The 22,440-nt window shown below is 60.4% G+C and carries 19 protein-coding genes; 9 read left to right on the top strand and 10 right to left on the bottom strand.

All coding sequences use genetic code 11. The annotated features are described in order from the left end of the window. Positions 1–16: 16 nt before the first annotated feature. Together HD598_RS00435 and HD598_RS13345 are read right to left on the bottom strand one after the other, a co-directional pair. Positions 17–3,475 carry a glycosyltransferase family 2 protein gene (locus HD598_RS00435; RefSeq protein ID WP_311539043.1) on the bottom strand — a complete coding sequence of 1,153 codons (3,459 nt, stop codon included), beginning with the start codon at positions 3,473–3,475 and terminating at the stop codon, positions 17–19. Next, positions 3,475–4,092 carry a WhiB family transcriptional regulator gene (locus HD598_RS13345; protein WP_260170449.1) on the bottom strand — a complete coding sequence of 206 codons (618 nt, stop codon included), beginning with the start codon at positions 4,090–4,092 and terminating at the stop codon, positions 3,475–3,477. Before HD598_RS13345 ends, HD598_RS00435 begins: the two co-directional genes overlap by 1 nt. A 422-nt stretch (positions 4,093–4,514) precedes the next feature. Here HD598_RS13345 and HD598_RS00425 point away from each other — a divergent pair, with 422 nt between their 5' ends. Next, complete coding sequence (locus HD598_RS00425) at positions 4,515–5,273, top strand: TIGR03089 family protein (RefSeq protein ID WP_183662873.1); 759 nt, start codon at positions 4,515–4,517, stop codon at positions 5,271–5,273. A 168-nt stretch (positions 5,274–5,441) separates the two neighbouring features. Here the strand turns inward: HD598_RS00425 and HD598_RS00420 are convergent, their stop codons facing one another. Continuing rightward, positions 5,442–6,017, bottom strand: a complete 576-nt coding sequence (locus tag HD598_RS00420; protein ID WP_183666422.1) for a GtrA family protein — start codon at positions 6,015–6,017, stop codon at positions 5,442–5,444. Positions 6,018–6,144: 127 nt separating this feature from the next. Here HD598_RS00420 and HD598_RS00415 point away from each other — a divergent pair, with 127 nt between their 5' ends. The 4 genes from HD598_RS00415 to manA all read left to right on the top strand — a co-directional run bounded on the left by HD598_RS00415 (position 6,145) and on the right by manA (position 11,060). Then, on the top strand, positions 6,145–7,293 hold the full coding sequence (locus HD598_RS00415; protein WP_183662871.1) for a 5-(carboxyamino)imidazole ribonucleotide synthase: 1,149 nt from the start codon (positions 6,145–6,147) through the stop codon (positions 7,291–7,293). Between the two features lie 154 nt (positions 7,294–7,447). Then, positions 7,448–7,993 carry a 5-(carboxyamino)imidazole ribonucleotide mutase gene (gene purE, locus HD598_RS00410; protein ID WP_183666420.1) on the top strand — a complete coding sequence of 182 codons (546 nt, stop codon included), beginning with the start codon at positions 7,448–7,450 and terminating at the stop codon, positions 7,991–7,993. After that, positions 7,990–9,729, top strand: a complete 1,740-nt coding sequence (locus HD598_RS00405; protein ID WP_311538896.1) for an LCP family protein — start codon at positions 7,990–7,992, stop codon at positions 9,727–9,729. The genes purE and HD598_RS00405 overlap by 4 nt, the downstream gene beginning before the upstream one ends. Before the next feature lie 2 nt (positions 9,730–9,731). Further along, complete coding sequence (manA, locus tag HD598_RS00400) at positions 9,732–11,060, top strand: mannose-6-phosphate isomerase, class I (RefSeq protein WP_183662869.1); 1,329 nt, start codon at positions 9,732–9,734, stop codon at positions 11,058–11,060. A gap of 158 nt (positions 11,061–11,218) precedes the next feature. Here manA and glpX read toward each other — a convergent pair whose 3' ends face one another. Next, positions 11,219–12,256 carry a class II fructose-bisphosphatase gene (glpX, locus tag HD598_RS00395; protein ID WP_071893987.1) on the bottom strand — a complete coding sequence of 346 codons (1,038 nt, stop codon included), beginning with the start codon at positions 12,254–12,256 and terminating at the stop codon, positions 11,219–11,221. A 225-nt stretch (positions 12,257–12,481) separates the two neighbouring features. Here glpX and HD598_RS00390 point away from each other — a divergent pair, with 225 nt between their 5' ends. The 3 genes from HD598_RS00390 to HD598_RS00380 all read left to right on the top strand — a co-directional run bounded on the left by HD598_RS00390 (position 12,482) and on the right by HD598_RS00380 (position 15,312). Then, positions 12,482–13,183 carry a DUF4245 domain-containing protein gene (locus HD598_RS00390; RefSeq protein ID WP_183662866.1) on the top strand — a complete coding sequence of 234 codons (702 nt, stop codon included), beginning with the start codon at positions 12,482–12,484 and terminating at the stop codon, positions 13,181–13,183. Then, positions 13,180–13,803, top strand: a complete 624-nt coding sequence (locus HD598_RS00385) for a carbonic anhydrase (protein ID WP_071893988.1) — start codon at positions 13,180–13,182, stop codon at positions 13,801–13,803. Before HD598_RS00390 ends, HD598_RS00385 begins: the two co-directional genes overlap by 4 nt. A gap of 90 nt (positions 13,804–13,893) precedes the next feature. After that, positions 13,894–15,312, top strand: coding sequence for a class II fumarate hydratase (locus tag HD598_RS00380; protein WP_183662864.1), 1,419 nt, complete (start codon positions 13,894–13,896; stop codon positions 15,310–15,312). A gap of 67 nt (positions 15,313–15,379) precedes the next feature. Here the strand turns inward: HD598_RS00380 and HD598_RS00375 are convergent, their stop codons facing one another. The 4 genes from HD598_RS00375 to HD598_RS00360 all read right to left on the bottom strand — a co-directional run bounded on the left by HD598_RS00375 (position 15,380) and on the right by HD598_RS00360 (position 18,995). Further along, entirely contained in the window at positions 15,380–15,859 is a 480-nt protein-coding gene (locus HD598_RS00375; RefSeq protein WP_183662862.1) for an NUDIX hydrolase, read from the bottom strand. A 41-nt stretch (positions 15,860–15,900) separates the two neighbouring features. Next, positions 15,901–16,422 carry a prepilin peptidase gene (locus tag HD598_RS00370; RefSeq protein ID WP_311538895.1) on the bottom strand — a complete coding sequence of 174 codons (522 nt, stop codon included), beginning with the start codon at positions 16,420–16,422 and terminating at the stop codon, positions 15,901–15,903. Between the two features lie 136 nt (positions 16,423–16,558). Next, positions 16,559–17,932, bottom strand: coding sequence for a PhoH family protein (locus HD598_RS00365; protein WP_084637082.1), 1,374 nt, complete (start codon positions 17,930–17,932; stop codon positions 16,559–16,561). Between the two features lie 301 nt (positions 17,933–18,233). Then, on the bottom strand, positions 18,234–18,995 hold the full coding sequence (locus HD598_RS00360) for an isoprenyl transferase (protein ID WP_183662856.1): 762 nt from the start codon (positions 18,993–18,995) through the stop codon (positions 18,234–18,236). A 155-nt stretch (positions 18,996–19,150) separates the two neighbouring features. Between HD598_RS00360 and trhA the strand changes: the two genes are divergently transcribed. After that, positions 19,151–19,855 (top strand): PAQR family membrane homeostasis protein TrhA, encoded by a 705-nt coding sequence (gene trhA, locus HD598_RS00355; protein ID WP_071893992.1) that lies wholly within the window; start codon positions 19,151–19,153, stop codon positions 19,853–19,855. Positions 19,856–19,861: 6 nt separating this feature from the next. On the opposite strand, the gene HD598_RS00350 is transcribed toward trhA, so the two are convergent. Continuing rightward, a complete protein-coding gene (locus tag HD598_RS00350; protein ID WP_183662853.1) occupies positions 19,862–20,128 on the bottom strand; it encodes a hypothetical protein in 267 nt (88 codons plus the stop codon). Beyond that, positions 20,125–22,308: a thioredoxin domain-containing protein gene (locus HD598_RS00345; protein WP_183662850.1), complete on the bottom strand. Its 2,184-nt coding sequence runs from the start codon at positions 22,306–22,308 to the stop codon at positions 20,125–20,127. Before HD598_RS00345 ends, HD598_RS00350 begins: the two co-directional genes overlap by 4 nt. Positions 22,309–22,440: the final 132 nt, after the last annotated feature.

Genomic DNA, 22,440 nt, shown 5'->3' with positions numbered 1-22,440 from the left:
CATGTTTTGACACCGGTTACGCCTCCTTGCTCGCGGGAGCGTCGGCTTGTTCCTCCGGTGCGTTTTCCGGACGGTACCGGTGATCTTCGCTCAAGCGTGCCAGCTGCCGCTTCGGCAACGGAATCGCCAGCAAGAGGACCATCAACAGCACTAGTCCGCCGCCGATAAAGACCGGGATTCGCCACGGAGAGGCGTAGGTGATCTCCAGCGTTCCGCCGTCTTCAGGCAGTGTGAATGCTTGCGCCCACGCCGGAACTCCGGGGACGTTGACGGCTCGCTCAAGGTTCTGCCCGTTCACCGTGGCTTGCCAGGCGGCGTCACGCTCTTGCGCCATGACCACCACGCGGTTGGCCTCGCCGGCAGGGACGGTGAATCCGCTGACCGATGCGTAGGTGGACGGCACGAACTGGGCGACGCTTCCGTCCCGGTTCAGCACGCGTACGTTCGCGGTGGATGCGGCCGGTTGGCCCGTCGCTTCAACGGCACCATCCAGCGGAGCCACGCGCCAGAGCCATCCGGCGGCGGTATCCCCCACTTCGGTCAGCCCTGGAACTGCGCGGACGCGGGACAACAGCGGATCCGTGACATCCACAATCCCGTCGATTGCCACGAAGGAAACGCCCAAGCCAGCGAGAGTTTCGCGGACATCGCTCGAGTTGCCGGTCATGATGGAGGCCACCACGTTGCGGACTTCGGTTTCGGCCGTGCTCGCGTCGGAGGGTTTGGCCGCGATCAGCGAACCGTCCAGCGCGGAGGCAAAGTGAGCCGCCGAGATCGAGTCGAGCGTGTCGCCGCCACGGTTCATCAGACGTGCGGAAACGGCAGGCGTCGTCGTCTGGGAATCATCTGCCGCAGCCGTCTCAATGACGAGGGTCCGCTCTTCAAATTCGCCGCGGCCACGGTCCGCCGCGGTCGCTGGCAACAGGGCTTCGCGTCCACCGATGACGGCTTGGGATGCACCGAGTGCAGTGAGGTCTCCGGCCGCCACGTCTGCGCTTGGCGAGTTGGCCGGGTCTGCAATTCGAGGCGCTAGGAAGACAGTTCCCGCTGCCAGAACGCTCACGGCCACAAGGGCGGCGGAAACACGGCGCACGGCCGGCGCGGATTCGTGGTTCAACAGCGTTGCCGCTGCGGTGACGAGCGCGAGAGTCAGCACGGACACGAGGGGCCCGTTAAACGGTACGACGACGCTGCCCCGGTCCAGCGCGACCGTCACCAAAGCACCCGTTGCGGAGCATGCGAGGGCCAGCAGTCCCACGAGGACGCTATAGCGGGCGATATTGCCGCCAAGCTTCGGGACGAACAGCGCTGCCACGGCGGTGAGCAGCAGCGGAGCGCCGATAACGAGGGCGATCACAAGAACTGGGACGCCCAAAAGCGTTGCTTGCTGCGACAGTTCCAGCGGGAACCCAAGGACCTGTTGCCAGAGCGGCGCGGGATCAAAGGCCTGCGGTGCGCCGGGATCGAGGAGGAGTTCACGAATCGCTTGGGACCAGGCAAAGTCCTCGTGGGCGGCACGCTGGGTGAACCACTGGACTACGAGTGGCGCGAACACCACGAGAGTCGGCAGCGGTGTCCACCAGAGTGCACGAACCCTCTTGAGAACGCTGGGCTCATGGTTTCGCGCGTTGGTGGCCTCGCCGTTGCGCTTCTTGCTGAAACTTCCCGCGCTTCCCGCGCCGAAGGCGATTGAGACCACGGCAATCACTGCAGCAACGAGCACGACTGCGACCACGAACACCGCGGTGACGGGCGAACCCACCGCTACGAGGGCCATCGCAAGAGCCGCTCCAGCGCGGCTCGCAACGCGAGCACCCTTGTGGCGCTCCACTTTCTGACTGTCCTTGATACCGAGAGCCTGAAAGAGCAGCCCCGCGAGCACCGGCAACGTGATGTGCGCAAGAACGGCACCTGGTCGACCTTGCGACAGCGCAACAATGAGCACCGGATGCACAGCCCACAACAGAGCAACCAAGAAGCGAGCGAAAATCCGCGAAGTCACAGCGCGGGTGAACCACAGGGCTGTCCAGCCGGCCAGCATCATGGCGCCAAGATAGAGGGTCACGGCCGCGATGTTCGCGTGATCTCCGCTGATCGCAGCCATGGTAAGCAGAAGAGCGTCAAAGGGGTCACCCGCCGCCGGAACTCCGAGGGAATCTGGCTGCCACCAGCTGGCGACGTTGTTCCAGAGATCTTGGATGTTCGTGGAGATCGGAAGTAGCGAGCCTCCCACGAGCGAGGACGCTCCCAGGACGTGGCGCAATCCCACGAGCGAAAGGACCAGTGTCAGGATGCTGAGGATGGCGGCCGCCGGAACTAACGACGGTTTCGCTGGGGCGTCGAGAGCTTCGAAGTCGTCGTTGCCGCCGGTGGCGTTCGCGAGTTCAGCGGCGCCAGGGGTCAACCCCGCGCCGTTCGCGAGCTCGCTCTCCGTGGGGACCGCTTCGGCTGCGGCCCGGGCGGCGTACAGATCCCTATTACGACGGCGGATGTGCGCTACATCGGACGGGTCGGCGAAGGCTCGGCTGATCACAGAGCGCGGTACCTTGCGAGTTTTCTTCGCAAGACGCCTGGCTTGAGCAAGTTTGATGGGGTGCCACAAGGGAGCCCACGAGGCTCCGAACTGTCCGAACCCGTAGGCGGGATCTTTCGCAAAAATCCCGGAGATGAGTCGGCCGAAACCGCCAAGCACCACGGCGATAGCCACGAAGGGCACCGTCCAAGTGGGAGCGTGTTTGAGCCGCAAATAGGAGGCCGCGCGACGTTGCGCCGTCCGGTCCGTACGAATCTTCACGCCGAGCGGTTCGTGGATCATGCGCGCTTGCGGCACCACGATCACACGGTGGCCGGCCGCTCTGGCTCGCCACGCTAAATCAACATCGTCACCAGTGAACGGCAAGGATGGATCGAAACCTTGGAGCTCTCGCCACACATCGAGGCGCACCAAGAGACCGGCGGAGTTGACGGCAAAAACATCCGAAGTGCCGTCATGCTGACCCTGATCCTGTTCATCAAGTTCCAGCATGGTCATGCGCTCGGCATGACGCGTCACCGATAGCCCAACGTCAAGGAGAGCGCGCTCCCGACCAGCCTCGAGCTGTTTACAACCGGCAATGACTACAGCCGGGGATCTCTCAACTGCCTCGAGCAAAACCGCAAGGGCATTCGGGACCGGGGCTGCGTCGTCGTGCTGGAGCCAAAGCCAATCCTGAATGTCCGGATCCGGCGCGGGCAAATGATCCGCAGCTGCCGTCAACGCGAGTCCGAAGCCGCCCGCAGGCGCCTCAAGGAACACCGCTGATTCCGGCAAATGGGTACGGAAAATCGACGCGGTGTCATCAGTGGACCCCGCGTCGATGGCTACGAATTGGTCCGGAACACGACTTTGGCCGCGCAAGGCGGCCAAAGTTTCCGGCAAATACGATGCCCCGTTGTGAGAAGCAAGGACAGCAGTAACGCGAACCCGGCTGTGAATTAGACTGCTCGCTTTCGCAAACGGCGGCGTTCACGCTCGCTCATACCGCCCCAAATGCCAAAACGCTCATCATTCTTGAGCGCGTAATCAAGGCATTCCTGACGTACGGTGCACTGCACGCAAACCTTCTTAGCGTCGCGAGTGGAGCCGCCCTTTTCTGGGAAGAACGCTTCTGGGTCCGTCTGAGCGCAAAGCGACTCAGACTGCCAGGCCAACTCGCCTTCATCAGCGACACCAAACAGGGATGGCAAGCCAACCCACGTTTTACCAGCCGTGTTCTTCTTCTCGCGGCGCGCCTCACGGTCACGCTGCGGGTCAACTTTTAGCGGTACAACAGTTTCCGGCGCATCCCCCGAGCGCTCTGGAAGCAAATTCACTACTTCGCCGATTCCTCCGTGGAGGGAGGAAGGCGTTCCCGATTCGTCAAGGTCATACTCTGCCAAGAAAGCAGTAGCCTGATCCTCTAACGTTTGTGCTTGCGTTGCCTCATACCGCTTGGCTGCATCCGGATCTGCCGGATCTACAAACCAATCGGATGGAACAGCGCGTGTCCCCGTGCGCCATGGTGACGCGGTTGTTTCTTCAGTTTCTCTATACAGGCGATCTGCTTGGCCCATTGCTGCACCTTTCCCCTAGCTCGCTTGTGGAAGCTGTTCATAATTACACCGGTGTAAGTCGTACGCCGTCAAGCTCGGAGGAGGCCCTCCGATGCGCAAAATTGGGCGTGTTGGCGCAACACGCCGAAACCAGCTGCGAAACTCCGGCGCGCCGCGCGCGGACTTTCAGCAACTTCTCAGGTATGTCTCAACGCTAGGTTAAAGGTTATTACTTGAATCCTTTTCTAAAAGGATGTTTCAAAGTGGCGATTGAGCCGTGGTTCCGGGTTTGCGCGCTTCTTGCTTCCTTGTAATTTCCTTGATTGAGGCATGCGTCTTCCGTGTTTCAGGGATGCGCATTCCGCGCTTCAGCCTCGCGTCTCAAGGGAACGCTTCTGGTGAACTAAATTGCTGGATCCTGTATCAAGCACCAAGCTAGAAACATGACCGCAACACCTGATACGTACGCCGAACACATCTTCAGCCGTCTCCGCCAGCAGAACCACCCCGCACTCGTGTGGTACTCCGCCGACGGCGAGCGCATTGAGCTCTCCGGCCGCGTGTTCGATAACTGGGTCGCCAAGTCCGCGAACTTCCTGCGCGAACAATTCGATGTTGAAGCGGGCCAGACCGTGGGACTCCACGTCAAGACGCACTGGAAGTCCTTGGCCTTCGCGTTTGCGGTCCTCCAAACCGGTGCGACCATCGCCGCCCCGGACCGAACCTCAGTTGATCTGCTCTTCACGGATGATCCTGAGCTGGCTGACGAACTCAACCATTCGGGCGAAACACTCGTCGTGACGCTGCCTTCCCTGGCCTTCGCGTACCCTGGGGACCTTGCACCCCACCTCACCGATTACTCTGCCGAAGTCCGTGCCTTCGCCGACTACTTCGCTCCCGAACCAGTTGCGGCCGATGCTTTAGCGCTCGATTCCCTGTCCGGCCCGCTGACGTATATCGAGTTCATGGACGCCGTGACCACTCGCATGGGCGCACTGCACAGCAACCCGAACGCTTCACCCGATGCGCCACTCGTAGCGTTGATGCGTACCGAGACTTTTGGGCCACGCCCTGATTACCGAGCCGCCATGGTGGACGCCGCCGCAGTCTGGGTACTCGGCGGAACCGTGATCTTGGTGGATCTGGACAAGGAAGTCACGGACCGCATGCGTTCCGACGAGCGAATCGCGCTTGAGCTCTAAGACCAGCTCCTGATTCGGCCTTCGCTTCCCCATGTGAGGCTGAGGTCCACTGGGACGGAGATACGGGATACGAGAGACGCGGGGAGATGTGAAAAGGCCCCACATCAAAGCGATGCGGGGCCTTTCACTAAGACTTCACTCAGGACTCACTAGCGAATCACCAGAGATTCAGTGTCTGTCCGAGGTGTCGTCGTATCGGAGTGCGTCGTCCTCACCAGCTCGGTTCTTCGAATCGGCGACGGCCGGGATGGAACCAGTGAAGATCACTTCGCGGTCATGAGCGAACTCTGGCTCGGCGTCGAGCTCTTCGGTGAACACCCAGAACCGGTAAGCGAAGAATCGGAAGATCGTTCCCAAGATCAAGCCCACCACGGAGCCTGCGATGAAGAGGCTGGTCTTGTCCGTGAGCCCAATCCAGTACTTGGTCACCCACACACACGCGGCGGCGATGCCCAGTCCAATGGCGTTCATGAGCAAGAACATGAGCGCTTCGCGAACCAGGTTTGCTTGGCGGCGGTGACGGAAGGTCCACCAACGGTTGGCCATCCAGGAGAAGGCCGTGGCGACGATACCGGCCACCACTTTGGCTTTGACTTCGGAGTCATGCATGGGGCCGGCGAGAAGCCAGATGAAAATACTCGAGTCGATCACGAAAGCGATCGCACCCACCACGCCAAATTTCATCACTTCGCGCCACAGCATGGAAACGAGTCCGTTGACACGGACGAATAGATCTTTCAGCATGACCTCCCGATGCTGTTGATGGGCCAATCGCCTATTCTAGGCTTCGCTGCTGAAAGTTCACCAACAATGTCAGCTCAGCGATTCGCCCAACACGTCACCTCGCGCTTACTCCTTGTACTCTGGACGGGTGACTTTTCCCCTGATTGGCGTTATTGGCGGTGGCCAACTCGCACGCATGATGTTGCCCGAGGCGAACCATCTTGGTTACCGCATTTCCGTTCTCGCAGAAGGCCCGGACGTTTCGACTGCCCTCGCGGCGCCCGAGTCCCCGGTGGGCGACTACAAGGATCTCGAGACGCTTCGCGCGTTCGCGGCGGGCAAGGACGTTGTCACTTTTGACCACGAGCACGTGCCGACCGAGCACTTGCGCATGCTGGCCGCGGAGGGCGTGAATGTTCAGCCTGGTCCGGAGGCGTTGATTTACGCGCAGGACAAGTTGGAGATGCGCAAGAAAGTCGAGGATCTGGGCCTTCCGAACCCGCGCTGGCGCGAGGTTCATTCGGTCGCTGACTTGCAGTCTTTCGGCGCGGAGATCGGTTACCCGGTCATCTTGAAGACCCCTCGCGGAGGTTATGACGGTAAGGGTGTTGCTTTCGTTAATAATGACGACGACGCAGCCTCGCTTTCCGATTGGTTCACCGGTTCCGCGTTGCTTGCGGAAGAGAAGGTGAACTTCACTCGCGAACTTTCGGCTTTGGTTGCGCGCCGCCCCTCAGGCGACGCGAAGGCCTGGCCAGTGGTTCACACCATTCAGGTCAACGGCGTGTGCGATGAAGTGATTGCACCTGCTCCTGAACTCAGCGATGAGACGGCCGCAGCGGCTCAGGACGCGGCGTTGAGCATCGCTCACGCGCTCGGAGTCACCGGCGTGATGGCCGCAGAGCTCTTTGAAACCCCTGGCGTCGGCCCAGGTTTCATGATCAACGAGCTTGCCATGCGCCCCCACAACACGGGCCACTGGACGCAGAACGGCGCGGTCACCAGCCAGTTTGAGCAGCATTTGCGCGCTGTTTTGGATCTGCCGTTGGGCTCTACCGACGCGCTGGCCGGGGTGAGCGTTATGAAAAATATTCTTGGCGGCTCGAATCCTGATCTCCACGCAGCGCTGCCTGCCGCGATGGATATCGATTCGGGAGCAAAAGTGCATCTCTACGGTAAGGGTGTAAAGCCCGGGCGTAAGATCGGTCATATCAATGTGCTGGGTGAGGACGGCGAAGCGATCGACGCTGTTCGCGCGCGCGCGACGGCCGTGGCAGTTGCTTTGCGGGACGCCTAGCCGAGCGTTTCTGTCCGGAGGGCGATAGATTGTTTGAGGCTCAACACACACTGAATCTAGAACGCTCAAGCCCATAAGTCACCAGGCTCTATAGGCACCAAGTCTCATTAGTTACCGAGTACCGAGGAACTTCACTGTGAACGAAAACGCACCTATGGCGAACACCGGCATCAACTCCCCTGTTGCAGAGGACGGAGCGCCTCTCGTTGGCATCGTCATGGGTTCGGATTCGGACTGGCCAGTAATGAAGCTGGCTGCGGAAGCGCTTGAAGAGTTCGGGATTCCTTACGAGGCGCGGGTGGTTTCGGCCCACCGCATGCCCGAGGACATGATTGCTTACGGCCGCGAAGCTCACGCTCGTGGTCTCAAAGCCATCATCGCCGGTGCCGGCGGTGCTGCGCACTTGCCAGGCATGTTGGCCTCGGTGACGCCGCTGCCTGTGATTGGCGTTCCGGTTCCTTTGAAGTACTTGGACGGCATGGACTCGTTGCTGTCGATCGTTCAGATGCCAGCCGGCGTCCCGGTGGCCACTGTGTCGATCGGCGGAGCACGAAACGCGGGTCTCTTGGCCGTCCGCATGCTCGCCACCGGCGAGGGCGAATTGGCGGCTAGCCTTCGCGCGCAACTGCTTGACTTTGCCAAGGACTTGCGGGAGACCGCCATTCGTAAGGGTGAAGCTCTGCAGGAGGCGCGAGCGTGACCTATAACGGCCCAGACGATCAGCTCCCACAAGACCTTCAGGGCGAGGAAAACTCGCCACAGCAAGAAACGCGCCGTTCGCGCCGCCAATCGCGGCTCCGAGATTCGCACGAGTCGCTGACCACGGCCAGCCCGCTGCGCAACCCCGAGGACGCCAACGCTCGCACGCGCAGCGGTCGAGCCATCATGCTGTTGCTCTTGACCATCTTCATTCCCGGCGGCGCCCAAGTGGTGGCGGGTAATCGTCGTATTGGTCGTTTCGCTTTGACGGTGACGCTGATCTGTTGGGCCGCTTTGCTAGTTGGCCTAGCAATCTTCTTGATCAACCGCGGAGTTCTCATTGAACTCTTCGCCAACACCTCCGTCCAGTTTGTTCTGGCCATTGTTTTGGCCGCCCTTGCGGTGGGTTGGCTCTTGCTCTTCGCCAACACCTTGTTCCTGATCAAGCCCAAGCTGTTGGCTCCGGGAATGTTGGCCATCGTCTCGGCCATCGCAATCGTCGCCGTTCTGGCGACCTCCGGCCTGCTGGGCTATGGCTCCTACGTGGTCAACACTGGCCGCGACACCATCAGCGAGGTCTTTGACGACGGCCCTGCTTTTGAGCCCGTCGACGGTCGTTACAACCTGTTGGTCCTCGGCGGTGACGCTGGCGAGAACCGCGTGAGTCTTCGCCCAGACTCCGCCTCCGTGTGGAGCGTCGACGCGAAAACCGGCCAGATCGCCATCTTCTCGATCCCCCGAAACTTCCAGAACACCCCGTTCCCAGAGTCGTCGCCATTGAATGACGTCTACCCAGACGGCTTCAATTGCGGCGACGAATGCATCTTCAATGCCATCTATTCCAAGGTGGAAGAGGAGTACACCAGCTTGTACCCGGGCGTTGAAAACCCCGGCGCTCAAGCCACCATGGAAGGTGTAGAAGGCATTACGGGGCTCAAGATTCAGGGCTACGTAGTGATCGACATGGCCGGCTTCGCCGAGTTCATCGATGCCATGGGCGGCGTGGACGTGGACAGCGGTGGCTGGGTGCCATGGCGTGGTCCTGAGCGCACCGAAACCGCGGTTCGCACTCGCTGGTTTACCCCGGGAGTTCACCACTTCAACGGCGACCAGGCTCTCTGGTACGCCCGCTCCCGCTACTTCACCACGGACTACCACCGCATTCGCCGTCAACAATGCTTGCAGGATGCCATGGTCAGGCAGTTCAACCCGCAGACCGTCCTCACGCGCTTCGGTCAGATCATGACTGCCGGAAAGCAGCTCGTGGAGACCAACATCCCGCAGTCTCAGCTGGGTAGCTTCGTCAATCTCGCGGATAAGTCTCAGGACTACGATGTGGTCCGGTTGACGCTCGGCGCTCCTGACTTCGGTACCGCCGCTGAGCGCTTCTCCACGTTCCCTGACTTCGATCTCATCAAGCAGCGCATTCCGGAAGTACTTGCGGAAGCCTCTGGCGGAAAGAAGGCAGAGACTACGAGTGCTGCCCCCACGACCGCAGCTGCGTCGTCGTCTGCTACGAATTCGGCGTCCCCCTCCGCCTCTGAATCCGCAGCCGCATCCACCAGCGCAAGCGCGAGCTCGGGTAACGAAGTCATCCAAGAAACCGAAGAGGTTCCCACTACACAACCTGATGGATCGCCCATCACGGAGGAATACTTGATTCAGCTCGAGGAACAAGGCCAAACCGCTTTGCTGGAACTGATCGCCAGCACCAACTCAAAGTGCTCGGCGGCATAAGTATGTACCGACTCAAGAACACGGTGCGCGAATACGCCTGGGGCTCGGAAACCGCTCTGTCCGAACTGTTGAAGCGGCCCGCTTCTGGCCGACCGGAGGCGGAGCTGTGGATTGGTGCGCACCCGGACGCGCCCAGCGTGGTGTTGCGCGAGGATTCGCGCGGCCCGGAAGCGCTGGATTCGGTAATTGAGGACGACGCCGAAGGCATGCTCGGTTCGGCCAGCGACCAGTTCGGGACGCTGCCGTTCCTCATGAAGATCTTGTGCGCCGCACAGCCGCTCTCGATTCAAGTGCATCCCACTCGTGAGCAAGCGCAAGCGGGCTTCGAGCGTGAAAACGAGGCCGGGGTCCCCCAAGACGCGGCCAACCGCAACTACAAAGACGCTAATCACAAGCCGGAAATGATCTTCGCGCTCACCCGGTTTGAAGCGTTGTGCGGGTTCGCGCCGCGACGCGAAACGGCGCACTTGCTCGAAGCGTGGGCAAAGTTCCTGGAGACCCAGCAAGAGCTCAGCATGGACACCACCACGTTGCCGGTCATCAGCGCCACGAGCACCGTTCCGGAGCCCGTCAACGGGGACCGTGCCGTGGATCAGGCCCGAGCCCTTGCCGGATTGCTGTTGGATTCTGAGTCCGAGGAAGACGCGCTCCGCGATACGTTCACGCTCATCTTGAAGGGCGGTTCGGGCGTTCGTTCGCTCGCCGTCACCGCCCCGCTGCTGGCTAGCGCGGGAGATCATGTGCCGGATCGCTTGCGCGAGCTCACCGAGATCGCCAAGATTCACCCGGGCGACCCCGGCCTGGTGGTCTCGCTCATGCTCAACCGCATCACGCTCATGCCCGGCGAAACCATCTACCTGCCGGCCGGAAACGTCCACGCGTACCTTCGTGGCACTGGCGTGGAAGTCATGGCGTCCTCGGATAACGTGTTGCGCGGTGGATTGACCGCTAAGCACATTGACTTGCGGGAACTCGTGTCCACGGTGACGTTCCAAGAGTCCCAGGTGCCGCACGTTGAAGCGCACCTGACCGATCTCGGCCAAGAGCTCTACCAGCCGCCGTTCGAGGAGTTCCAGCTCCAGCGGATCGAGCTCTCCCCTACGGAGACGCCGTCCGGTGGCGACGTGGTCCTCGCTCAGTCAGGTCCAGCCGTGGTTCTTGTGACGCGTGGTTCGTTGCGGCTCGAGTCGCCGACCTCCACGCTGGAGCTCCACGTGGGCGATTCCGCGTTCATTCCGGCGTCCGAGTCCCCCGTAGTGGTTCGTTCGGCTGGCCCCGCCGGCGGAACGGCCTTCGCGACCACGGTCTCCGAAGCGGCAACGGGTCTCTAGACGCCCCGAGCTGTCGCGTTTTGGCCTCGGAGGGACGCGCGGTTGTCGTGAACGGGCCTCACACGGTGGGTGGCGGAAAGTTCTGGCCGCTTAACGACAGCGCCCGCCGACGTAAGGTGTGAAACCAAACGTCAGCGGGCGTCGTCGTACTGGAAAATTTAGCGCGTGTATTGTTCCCACTTGTCGGCGCGGTGCTCGGCCTCAACCATGCGGACCGTGCCGGACTTGGAGCGCATCACGAGGGACTGCGTCTTGATGCGATCGCTCCCGTAGCGAACGCCGCGCAAGAGGTCGCCGTCGGTGATGCCGGTCGCCGCGAAGTACGCGTTGTCCGTCTTGACGAGGTCGCTCGTGGTGAGCACTGCGGACAAATCGTGTCCGGCGTCGATCGCCTTCTGCTTTTCGTCGTCATCGGTTGGCCAGAGTCGACCCTGAATTACGCCACCGAGTGCCTTGATAGCGCACGCTGCGACGATGCCTTCTGGCGTGCCCCCGATGCCCATGAGCACGTCAACGCCGGTGTTTTCGCGGGTCGCGGCGATAGCGCCAGCAACGTCGCCATCCAGGATGTACTTCACGCGAGCGCCAGCTTCACGGATTTCGGCCACGAGGCTTTCGTGACGCGGACGGTCCAAGACACACACGGTGACCTGGGAAATCTTCTTGCCCTTGGCCTTCGCGATCAGGTGCAGGTTCTGCTTGACCGGCAAGCGCAGGTCAACGAGTTCAGCGGCTTCGGGGCCGGTCACGAGCTTTTCCATGTAGAACACGGCGCTCGGATCAAACATGGAGCCCTTCTCAGCCACGGCCAAAACGGACAGCGCGTTGTTGTAGCCCATGGCGGTCAAGCGCGTGCCGTCGATTGGGTCAACAGCAACGTCGACCTCTGGGCCTTCGCCCGTGCCCACGCGCTCACCGTTGAACAACATAGGGGCTTCGTCTTTTTCGCCTTCGCCGATGACCACAACGCCGTTGAAGTTCACGGAGGAAAGCATCGCGCGCATGGCGTCTACGGCTGCGCCGTCGGCAGTGTTCTTGTCACCGAATCCAACCCACGGGCTGGCGGCGATGGCCGCAGCTTCCGTGACGCGCACCAGCTCAAGCGCCAGGTTGCGATCTGGCTCCGCGTCAGAGACGGAAAGTCGTGGGGAAAGGTGGGAAAAATCGTTCGCTTCAGTCACTGTCTTCCTCGACATATCGCTGGGCGTCCACTCGGGACGTCTTACATTTCGATCATAGTCGTCTGCTTTACATTCACTAATCACGACGACGCAGCTTGGCTTCCCATGACGTTCTTACGGTGCGTGGGGGTTGGGTTGCGTGGTGACGCGAATTGGCTGATGTGTGGCTTCGGGGTGCGGGAGGACGTGGCGCGCCCCGCATTTTTGGGTGGTGGCGCCAGTGTGCGAGAGAATGGGGGAATGCCCCAGCAACAAGACGTGGACGGCGCTGTGCCCGGTACTGACGCCGTGTCACAGACTCCGTCGACTGATGTCTCATCGAAAGACACTCCATCCTCCACGGAACCGGTCTCAGCTTCTTCTGCCCCGGTGACCTCCGGTGATTCGCAAAAGATGGTGGTGACGGCGGCTCAAGCCAAGCGTCTGAACCAGTCCGTAAAGGGCATGATCATTTCGGTGGCAGCCACTATTGCTGTGGTGATTCCGGTGTTGTTGTTGAATCCGCCAAGTAACGAGAACACGTACCAGAACCGCGTGGACGTGCCGATGACGGCGCAGCAAGTGGTGGAGGATCTGGATTTCAAGGCGGCTTCGCCGACTCTTCCGGAGGGTTGGTACCCCAACTTCGCGCGCTGGAATGCTGGCGGAACCGCCGGTGTCCCGCACTGGGAAGTGGGCTACGTGACGCCGAATGATGGTTTCATTTGGATGCGGCAGACCGCCAAGGCTAACCCGACATGGATCGCTCAGGTCACCGAGAACGCTCAGGTCTCCGGTCAGCGGACCGTAGATGGTCAGGTCTGGGAGATGCGGGAAACCGAAAAGGAGACCACGTATGTGGCTGAGGGACTGAACGGCTACACCGTGACGTTGTCCGGCCCGGCCTCCCTTGAGGACTTAGACACGCTGGCTCGCGCCGTGCAGGATAGTCTTTCCTCATGACCGTAGAAGCCAAAATTACTCCTGCCGAAGCGTGGAATCGTCTGCGCGAAGGCAACGTCCGCTTTGTTGGCGGCACCAGCGCGCACCCCAATCAGGACGCGAATCGTCGCGCTTCCCTGGTGCAGGATCAGCACCCGTGGGCCGTGATCTTTGGATGCTCGGACTCCAGACTTGCCGCTGAAATCATTTTCGATGTGGGCTTGGGCGACGTCTTCGTGGTCCGCACCGCCGGGCACGTCATTGACGACGCTGTTCTGGGCACCCTCGAGTACTCCATCTCCATGCTGAACGTGCCGCTTATTTTGGTGCTGGGCCACGACTCCTGTGGCGCCGTAACCGCGAGCGTTGAGTCCTTCAACTCCGGCGAGATGCCGAACGGCTTCGTTCGTGACCTCGTGGAGCGCATTCTTCCGTCCGTGATTACCGCTCACCGCGACGGCACTACTGACGTCAACGGAAACGTCGTTGAACACGTCAAACAGACCACCGAACGCATGGTGGATTCTTCAAAGATCATCGCGGACGCTGTTGATGAAGGTCGAACCGCCGTTATCGGCGTGACGTACCGACTTGCAGAGGGCCGCGCCGAGCTTGTTTCCGGGTTCGGAAACGTCGAATAACACGCACTCCCACAACACGTCGCAGTGCTAAAGACTTAGTGCTGACGATCAAAGTAGTACTGACGAACACCGATCAGAAGGTAAGGAAATATGGCTGATTCAACCGAGTACCGCATTGAACATGACACCATGGGCGAGGTTCGCGTGCCCATCGATGCTCTCTACCAGGCACAGACGCAGCGCGCCGTGGAGAACTTCCCTATTTCGGGAAAGACTCTTGAGCGCAAGCACATCGAGGCTCTTGCCCAGGTGAAGAAGGCTGCCGCTAAGGCTAACGCCGAGTTGGGTGTGCTCGATGCTGAGCTCGCCGAAGCTATTGCAGGCGCCGCAGATCAGGTAGCCACGGGCGAATTTGATAAGCACTTCCCGATTGACGTGTTCCAGACCGGTTCCGGAACGTCCTCGAACATGAACACCAACGAGGTTGTTGCCAACCTTGCTAACCGTGCTCTTGAGGCTCGCGGTAGCGAAAAGCGCGTTCACCCGAACGACCACGTCAACGCTTCCCAGTCCTCCAACGACGTCTTCCCGACGTCCGTTCACGTTGCAGTGACCTCTGCGCTCATCAACGACCTCATCCCAGCACTTCAGTACTTGGATGCTTCGTTCACCCGCAAGTCCGAAGAATTCAAGAACATTGTGAAGTCCGGCCGCACCCACTTGATGGATGCCACCCCCATCACCCTGGGCCAGGAATTTTCCGGCTACGCAGCACAGGTTCGTTACGGTGTAGAGCGCGTCGAGGCTTCGTTGCCACGCGTTGCTGAAGTTCCGCTCGGCGGCACCGCCGTGGGAACCGGCATCAACACCCCTGATGGCTTCCCACAGCGCGTCATTGCGATTCTTTCGGAGAACACCGGCCTGCCGCTGACCGAGGCTCGTAACCACTTCGAAGCTCAGGCAAACCGCGATGGTTTGGTGGAAGCTTCCGGCCAGTTGCGCAACATTGCGTACTCGCTCATGAAGATCAACAACGACCTCCGCTGGATGGGCTCCGGTCCAAACACCGGTCTTGGCGAAATCGCGATCCCTGACTTGCAGCCAGGCTCTTCGATCATGCCGGGCAAGGTCAACCCAGTGATCTGTGAAGCAGCCATCATGGTCTGCGCGCAGGTGATCGGCAACGACACCACGGTTGCTCTCTCCTCCACCAACGGTGCTTTCGAGCTCAACGTGGGCATCCCAGTCATGGCTGCCAACTTGCTCGAGTCCATCCGCTTGCTCGCCAACACCTCCCGCGTGATGGCGGACAAGATGGTTGACGGCATCACCGCCAACGAGGAGCGTGCACGCTTCTTGGCTGAGGCTTCCCCGTCTATCGTGACCCCTTTGAACAAGTTCATTGGTTACGAGAACGCTGCAAAGATCGCCAAGAAGGCGGTTGCTGAGGGCCTCACGGTTCGCGAAGCTACCGTCGCTTTGGGCTTTGTTGGCGAGGGTGAAGGCAAGGTCTCCGAGGCCGACCTCGACAAAGCTCTTGACGTCACCACCATGACGGGCAAGTACTAAAAATTCAACGTTCGTCGGGGAACGGATCCTTTGCGGAACTAGTTCCCCGACGTAACGGGTGTGGCTGCTAGGTCACGAACTTGGGCGCTGGGCTATTGTCCAGCGCCCATTCAATTGCCCGGCGATGTTTGGGCGGGCAGTCCGCCGGCAAATCATCCACCTTGCTCCATTGCACGGCGAGGTTTTCATCATCGGCCACATGCGCGATGCCTGAGACGTACTCGAGCGCGAAAATGATGTCTAGGTACTGCGCCTGATCCCCGTTCGGGTACACCATCAGGTCCGTGGTGGCGATGCCGGCAAGCTTTGTCACCCGCGCCTCGATGCCCGTTTCTTCCAAAACTTCCCGCACGCATCCCACCGCGGGTTCTTCCCCGGGCTCCAAGATTCCGGCCGGCAGCGTCCACTTTCCGTTGTCCGCCCGCTGTACGAGCAACACCTCGGTACCCTGATTTTCACGAGTCACCACGGCTTTGACGCCCGGTAGCCACAGCGGATCCGTCCCGATCTTCCGGCGAATCTCCACAATAAAATCTGGGATGGGCATACAAATCCTTCAGCGATTTAGACGATGCGTAACTAGTAGTTTCAACGACCAATTGTGAGCGCCACTAGTGCGCCCACAATCATGAACGGTCCAAAGGGAATGGCCGATTTCCTCCCCATTTTCCCGGCGATCATGCCGCCGAGCGCAAAGAGCGAACCCAGCACAAACGCCAGCAAGGTCCCCCACAGTACGTGCCACCATGACACGAACCCCAGATACAGACCCAGTACGAACGCGAGCTTCACATCCCCCATCCCCATACCGTTGCGCTGCACCAGATGGAGGAGTAGATACCCTCCGAAGAGGACGACGCCGCCTGCTAGCGCCCCGAAGACGCGGTCCGGTGCGCCGTGGGCAAGCCCGGCGACGACCAACAACGAGGCCGCCCACTTCGCCCACGGAAACATGAGCCGATTGGGCAACAAGTGCGTCCGGGCGTCGATCCACGCGAGGCGAAGCCCGAAATACAAGTACGCCAGTACGCTGGCGATCAACGCCGCCAGACCCACAACATCCCACCCCGATTTAGCTGCGGTGGTCCACTCCCCCAGTATTGCCAACACGCTCATCACGCTACCGCGAAGCTTTCAACGTTTTGAAAATGAGCGTCGTTCTGTGGAGAAAGTGAGCCCCGTGTCCGGGAAGTGAAGAACTGTGGGTGAGGCAGCGTCGTCGTAATTTATGCGTAAAAGCGAGCCCCTAAATCTGGCCGTCCTCCAACATATCCGTCACGAGAGCAGCGATCGCGGAACGCTCAGAGCGGGTGAGAGTGACGTGCCCGAAGAGCGGGTTGCCCTTGAGCGTCTCCACTACGGCGGCGATACCGTCATGGCGACCGACTCGGAGGTTATCGCGCTGGGCGACATCGTGAGTGAGCACGATCTTCGAGTTTTGGCCGATGCGGCTCATGACCGTGAGCAGCACGTTCTTCTCGAGGCTCTGGGCCTCATCCACGATCACGAACGAATCGTGAAGTGAACGGCCGCGGATGTGAGTGAGCGGTAGAACCTCGAGCATGCCGCGGTCCATGATCTCGTCCATGACGTTGTTGGATACCAAAGCGCCCAGTGTGTCATAGATGGCCTGGCCCCAGGGGTTCATCTTCTCTTGCTCGCTGCCGGGCAGGTAGCCGAGCTCCTGACCGCCCACGGCGAAGAGCGGCCGGAAGACCACGACCTTCTTGTGTTCGCGGCGCTCCATGACAGCCTCGAGGCCGGCGCACAATGCGAGCGCAGACTTACCGGTACCGGCGCGGCCACCCAAGGACACGATGCCCACGCTCGGATCCGCAAGAAGATCGATCGCGAGGCGCTGCTCAGCCGAACGGCCGTGGAGTCCGAAGACCTCACGGTCACCGCGGACTAGGCGCGTCTGGCCGTCCTTACCTACGCGTCCCAAAGCGGAACCGCGCGGCGAAGAAATCACGAGGCCGGTGTTAGTAGGCATGTCTTTGGCTTCGTCGAGCAGTACGGCTTCCCCGTCGTACAGCGCAACTACGTCCTCCTCACTCGCCGAAACCTCGGCAACACCCGTCCAGCCAGAATCCCGCACTAGTTCGTTGCGGTACTCATCAGCCTGCAGACCCATCGCCGACGCCTTCACGCGCATCGGCAGGTCCTTGGAGACCACCGTGACGTCACGGCCTTCATCCGCGAAGTTCTTCGCAACGGCCAGAATGCGCGAATCGTTGTCATGCCCGCGGAAACCCACTGGCAGAACGTCGATAGAGATGTGGTTGAGCTCGATGCGCAGCGAGCCGCCCTCAGTTCCGATCGGCAGTGGCTTGTTCAGGCCATCGTGTTGCACACGCAGATCGTCCAGCAAGCGCAACGCGTTACGGGCAAAGTAGCCCACTTCAGGATCGTGACGCTTCTTCTCAAGCTCAGAGATGACCACGATCGGGATGATGACTTCATGCTCGGCAAAACGAAGAATGGCACGCGGATCCGCAATGAGAACCGAGGTGTCCAGGACGTAGGACTTTTCGCCTACGCTTTGCCGCTCATGAGGAGAATTCGTAGCGTTCGTCAGCGAACCAGGTTCTTCGCGAAATACAGCTTCCGCTGGCCCCATCAGCTCGGCTTCTGTTGCTAGAGACACGATTGCTCCCCTCCAGGGCGTAGCCCTGTTCCTATCGATTAGGTAGGCGGAACGGCCACAAAGGAGCCGAATCCGGCCCCCTTTTCCGATGAGAGAAGTCTCAACTGGTGGCCTTTCCGGACAGCAGGCTCGAATGCCCGCCGATGAGACCTACGCTACGTCTCACCGATAGCTTTCGACAGCATTGTGAAGCGTGTCTCGTGGCGGTTTCTCAATGTTCACCTGTTCGTAATGAATCAGTCACGGAACACTCAGGAAGAGAGGAAATACCTAGTCAGGAGCCGAAACGGCGCTGGCGATCCGCGTAATCACGCAGGGCGCGCAAGAAGTCCACGCGGCGGAAATCCGGCCACAGAGCTTCGCAGAAATAGAACTCCGAATAGGCGCTCTGCCAGGTCAAAAACCCAGACAAACGCTGCTCTCCAGAGGTCCGAATCAGCAGGTCAGGATCGGGTTGACCCTTCGTGTAGAGATGCCTCGAAATGGCGTCAACATCTATCTCGCTGGCGGCTACGTCGAGGCTCTTTCCGGCCGCGGAAGCTTCCAGCATGAAATCACGTACGGCGTCCACAATTTCGCGGCGCCCACCGTAGCCGATAGCCACATTCACGTGGACACCGTCGCATGAACGCGTTTCTTCGGCCAGTTGAGCGAGCTTTTCACTCAGCTCCGCGGGCAAGAGATCTTTCGCGCCCACCGGTTGAATCCGGACGCGCTTGGACTCACCCAAACGGTCAACGGTGTTTCCAATGATGCCCATAAGCTGCTCGAGCTCAGAAGAAGAACGGTTCAAGTTATCTGTGGAGAGCATGTACAGCGTGACAACTTTGATGCCCAGCTCTTCGCACCACGTAATGAACTCGACGATTTTGTCCGCGCCAGCCTGATGGCCGTGCGCCGTAGGCGCTCCTGCAAGCTTGGCCCAGCGACGGTTCCCGTCCACCAAAACACCTACGTGATGAGGAAGCTTGTCCCCACTCAGCCCGCGCGCCAGCGAATTCTCATAGAAGCGATAGAGAACATCAGGTACGCGCATGCCGAGCTTTCACAGTGACTAAGGGTGTTACATAGTGTGGTTTCGAGATTACCGGAATACCGCGATCTTCGTTCACTTCGCCCCGCTTGCCGGTTCAATCCTCCCAGCTCCCACACAGGTTATTGATACTCCCGGTACCGAGTACACTGAGGACTATGCACAGCACGGATGCCAATGGCACTGACGGCACCCAAAGCACCCTCGAACGCGAGCTTGAAGAACTCAAGCCAAAGCTTCGCGGGTGGATCCACTTGGGCATGGCCCCATTAGCCCTGGTAGCGGGCATCATCCTAGTGATTCTTGCTCCCGCTGGCATGGGCAAATTCGTCACCGCCGTCTACGGGGTCACGGGCCTCTTGTTGTTCTCGGTCTCCGCGATCTACCACCGCGGTACGTGGTCACCGGAAGTCAAGAGGCTGCTCAAACGCCTTGACCACACCAACATCATGTTGGTCATCGCGGGCTCCTACACGCCGCTGGCGTGGGCACTTCTGGAGCCCTCGAAGGCTGGCTGGCTTCTGGGAGCCATCTGGGTCGGCGCGATTCTGGGCGTCGCGTTCCGCGTCTTCTGGACCGATGCCCCACGCTGGCTCTACGTCCCGATCTACATTCTCTTGGGTCTGGCCGCACTGATCTTTATTGGCGATTTCTTCGCCGCGAACGTTCCCGCCGCCATCCTCTTGTGTGTCGGCGGCGCGCTCTACATTATCGGCGCTGTCATCTACGCGCTCAAACGCCCTAACCCGTCACCGCGCTGGTTCGGCTTCCACGAGATCTTCCACGTCTTCACCGTGGGCGGGTTCGTGTGCCACTTCATCGCGATCGCCTTCGCGATCCTGGGCAACAACATCCACGGCTAGCGCAACTTACTCCTCATCTGGGCCGCGCACTATCTCGTTGTTGACGAGCCTGCCCTCGGCAATCTGCCGCGCAATCTCTTCGTCAGCCTTGCGTAGATCCTCGTCCGAAAGTACAAACGGCGGAAACACCAACTCGTTCGGATCCCTCTCACAGATTTCCTCATAGGTCAGGCCGTAGAGCCGCCCTTCAGCGTCCACCCATCCCAGACTTTTCAGATGTTCGTAGCTGTTCTTCATTCGGCCCCACGTAGCGCTCGAAGAAAAAGTCGTCATCGATCCCTCAATTTTTGTAGTTGCGTGGTGAGCTCCTGCACCGTTATCAGAGGTGCCATGCACGAATAGTTTTGGCAAATGTATATTCTCACGTCTCCCGCCGGGCCCGCCGCATACTCGCCTCGGGTAACGTCGGTGGACGGCGTCGGGGTAATAACTGCCCCGGACAGGAGCGCGACACGACGCGCAGCACGGCGTTCCCCTTCGGAACCGCCCGCAATATGAATTTCCCGCACCGTTCCGCCGCGGGTTTTCCAGCGCGCGGCGAGAGCCATTCCGGCCGATCCCGGCGCGCGAGCCGCCACGAAGTCCGTGTGATTGAGTAGGTGCACCAATGTCGCTTCATCTGCAGGGCGCGCCCGCTGTGCGAGGGCAAGGGCCAACAGGGCCGTTCCGGACGGTGTTGCATCCTCCAGAACGACGACGCCGCTGCTCCCGTTCCGCGCATTGAGAACGGCCTGGTCTGCGGTTGCGTGAGGATCCTGAGTGGAATCCCGCACGAGCGTTGTGCCCTGATGGGTGGACACGAACTTTTCGAGACTTGCGTCCAGGATTTCGTTCGCCTTTTCCGTCCACGAGTGGTCATGCGTGACTGCAGCCACGGCTTGGAAACCGAGCGCGAGTCCCGCGTAATCCTCGAGTAGTCCCTCACGAGCGTTATCCGTGGCGCCGTTGTAGGAGACTCTCAAGACTATGAGTTCTTGGTAGTTCGTGTCCTTCGCGATGTGGGTGTTCCAGAGGAAGGTGGCCGCGTTGATCGCGAGTGTTCGCGCGAGCTCGGCATGCTCTGTGTTTTCGCCGTCGAGGAGGTCCGCGGTCTCGGCGAGGGACCGAACCATCAGTCCATTCCAGCTCGCCACGACTTTGTCATCCTTGGCCGGTTGTGGCCGCTTGGCGCGGTTTTGCTCAAAAACTGGGCGGGCTTGATCCCACGCCGACCACTCTTGATCCTCCGGTACTCGGGAGAAGGCGAGGGTGAGTTCCTCGTTGCCCGCGGTGTCCGCGAACGTCATGCTTCCGCGTTGCGGCGCGTGAACGCTGCCGCCCACGAGGAGCGTCTTGAGGGCGCCGTTGAAATCCGTCAGGTGCTCCAGCTCAGCGCGCGTCCACACATACGTGGCGCCTTCATGGTGCTCTCCGTTCTCGAGGACGGAGTCCGCATCCAGCGACGAAGCAAAGGCACCCTCAGGAGTCAGCAGCTCATCGGCGAGCCAACTGACCATCAACTGCGCGGTGCGTTTGAAGAGTTCGCGGTCTGCAGGGTCCGATGCGAGATGGCTCGCGTGGGCGTAGTGGCGAAGGAGCTGGGCGTTGTCATAGAGCATCTTCTCGAAGTGCGGAACCAGCCACTGCTCGTCCACGCAATAGCGCGCGAAGCCGCCTGCCACATGGTCGTGGAGGCCGGAGAGCGCCATGACGCGCAGGGTCCGGTCGAGTAGGGTCCGGTCGAGTAGGGTCCGGTCGAGTAGGGTCCGGTCGAGTAGCGTGCGATCTCCCTCGACCGTCGAGCCCAGCGCCGTCAAGAATTCCAAGGCTGAGTGCGGTGGGAACTTTGGAGCTTGGCCAAAGCCGCCTGTTCTTGCTTCCTGACGAGTCAGCACATTCAGGGCCAAATGCATGGTCTTGTCAGCGTCAGTCGAGTCTTCGGTTACGCGGTTGCTCAGTTGGGCCTCGGCGTCATTGACTTGTTCAAGTCGCTGCGCGAGCTGCCCCGCGAACTGTTCCACGCCCTCTCGATTCGTGACCCAGGTGTCGTGAACACCTTGGATGAGCTGGCGGAACGAGGGCAAACCTTGGCGCGGTTCGGGTGGGAAATACGTTCCTGCATGGAACGCGCGGCCATCGGGCATCAAGAACACGCTCATGGGCCAGCCGCCTTGGCCAGTCAACAGTTGGGTAGCGGCCATGTACACGGAGTCCACGTCAGGTCGTTCTTCGCGATCCACCTTGATGGACACGAAGTTCTGGTTCAAAAACCCGGCAATGACAGGGTCGTCGAAGGTTTCATGCGCCATGACGTGGCACCAATGGCATGCCGCATAGCCCACGGACAAGAAGACGGGCACGTCCCGGCGCTCGGCCTCCTCGAAGGCATCATCACCAAAAACCTGCCAATGAACGGGCTGATGCGCATGCTGCCGGAGGTAAGAACTCGCGGCACCGCCAAGCTGATTGGACATCTAATACTCCTCACACCGGCTTTCTGTACTCCTCACGCCGGCTTTCAGCCTACTTCGCCCCACAGAGCCCTCCATGTGAGAACACTTCACTACAAGAAAATCGAAAAAAGTTGTAGAGAGATGACCTCACAT

It is taken from the genome of Neomicrococcus aestuarii (genome assembly GCF_014201135.1).
Lineage (GTDB): Bacteria > Actinomycetota > Actinomycetes > Actinomycetales > Micrococcaceae > Neomicrococcus > Neomicrococcus aestuarii.
This window is presented reverse-complemented; position numbering and strand designations above follow the sequence as displayed.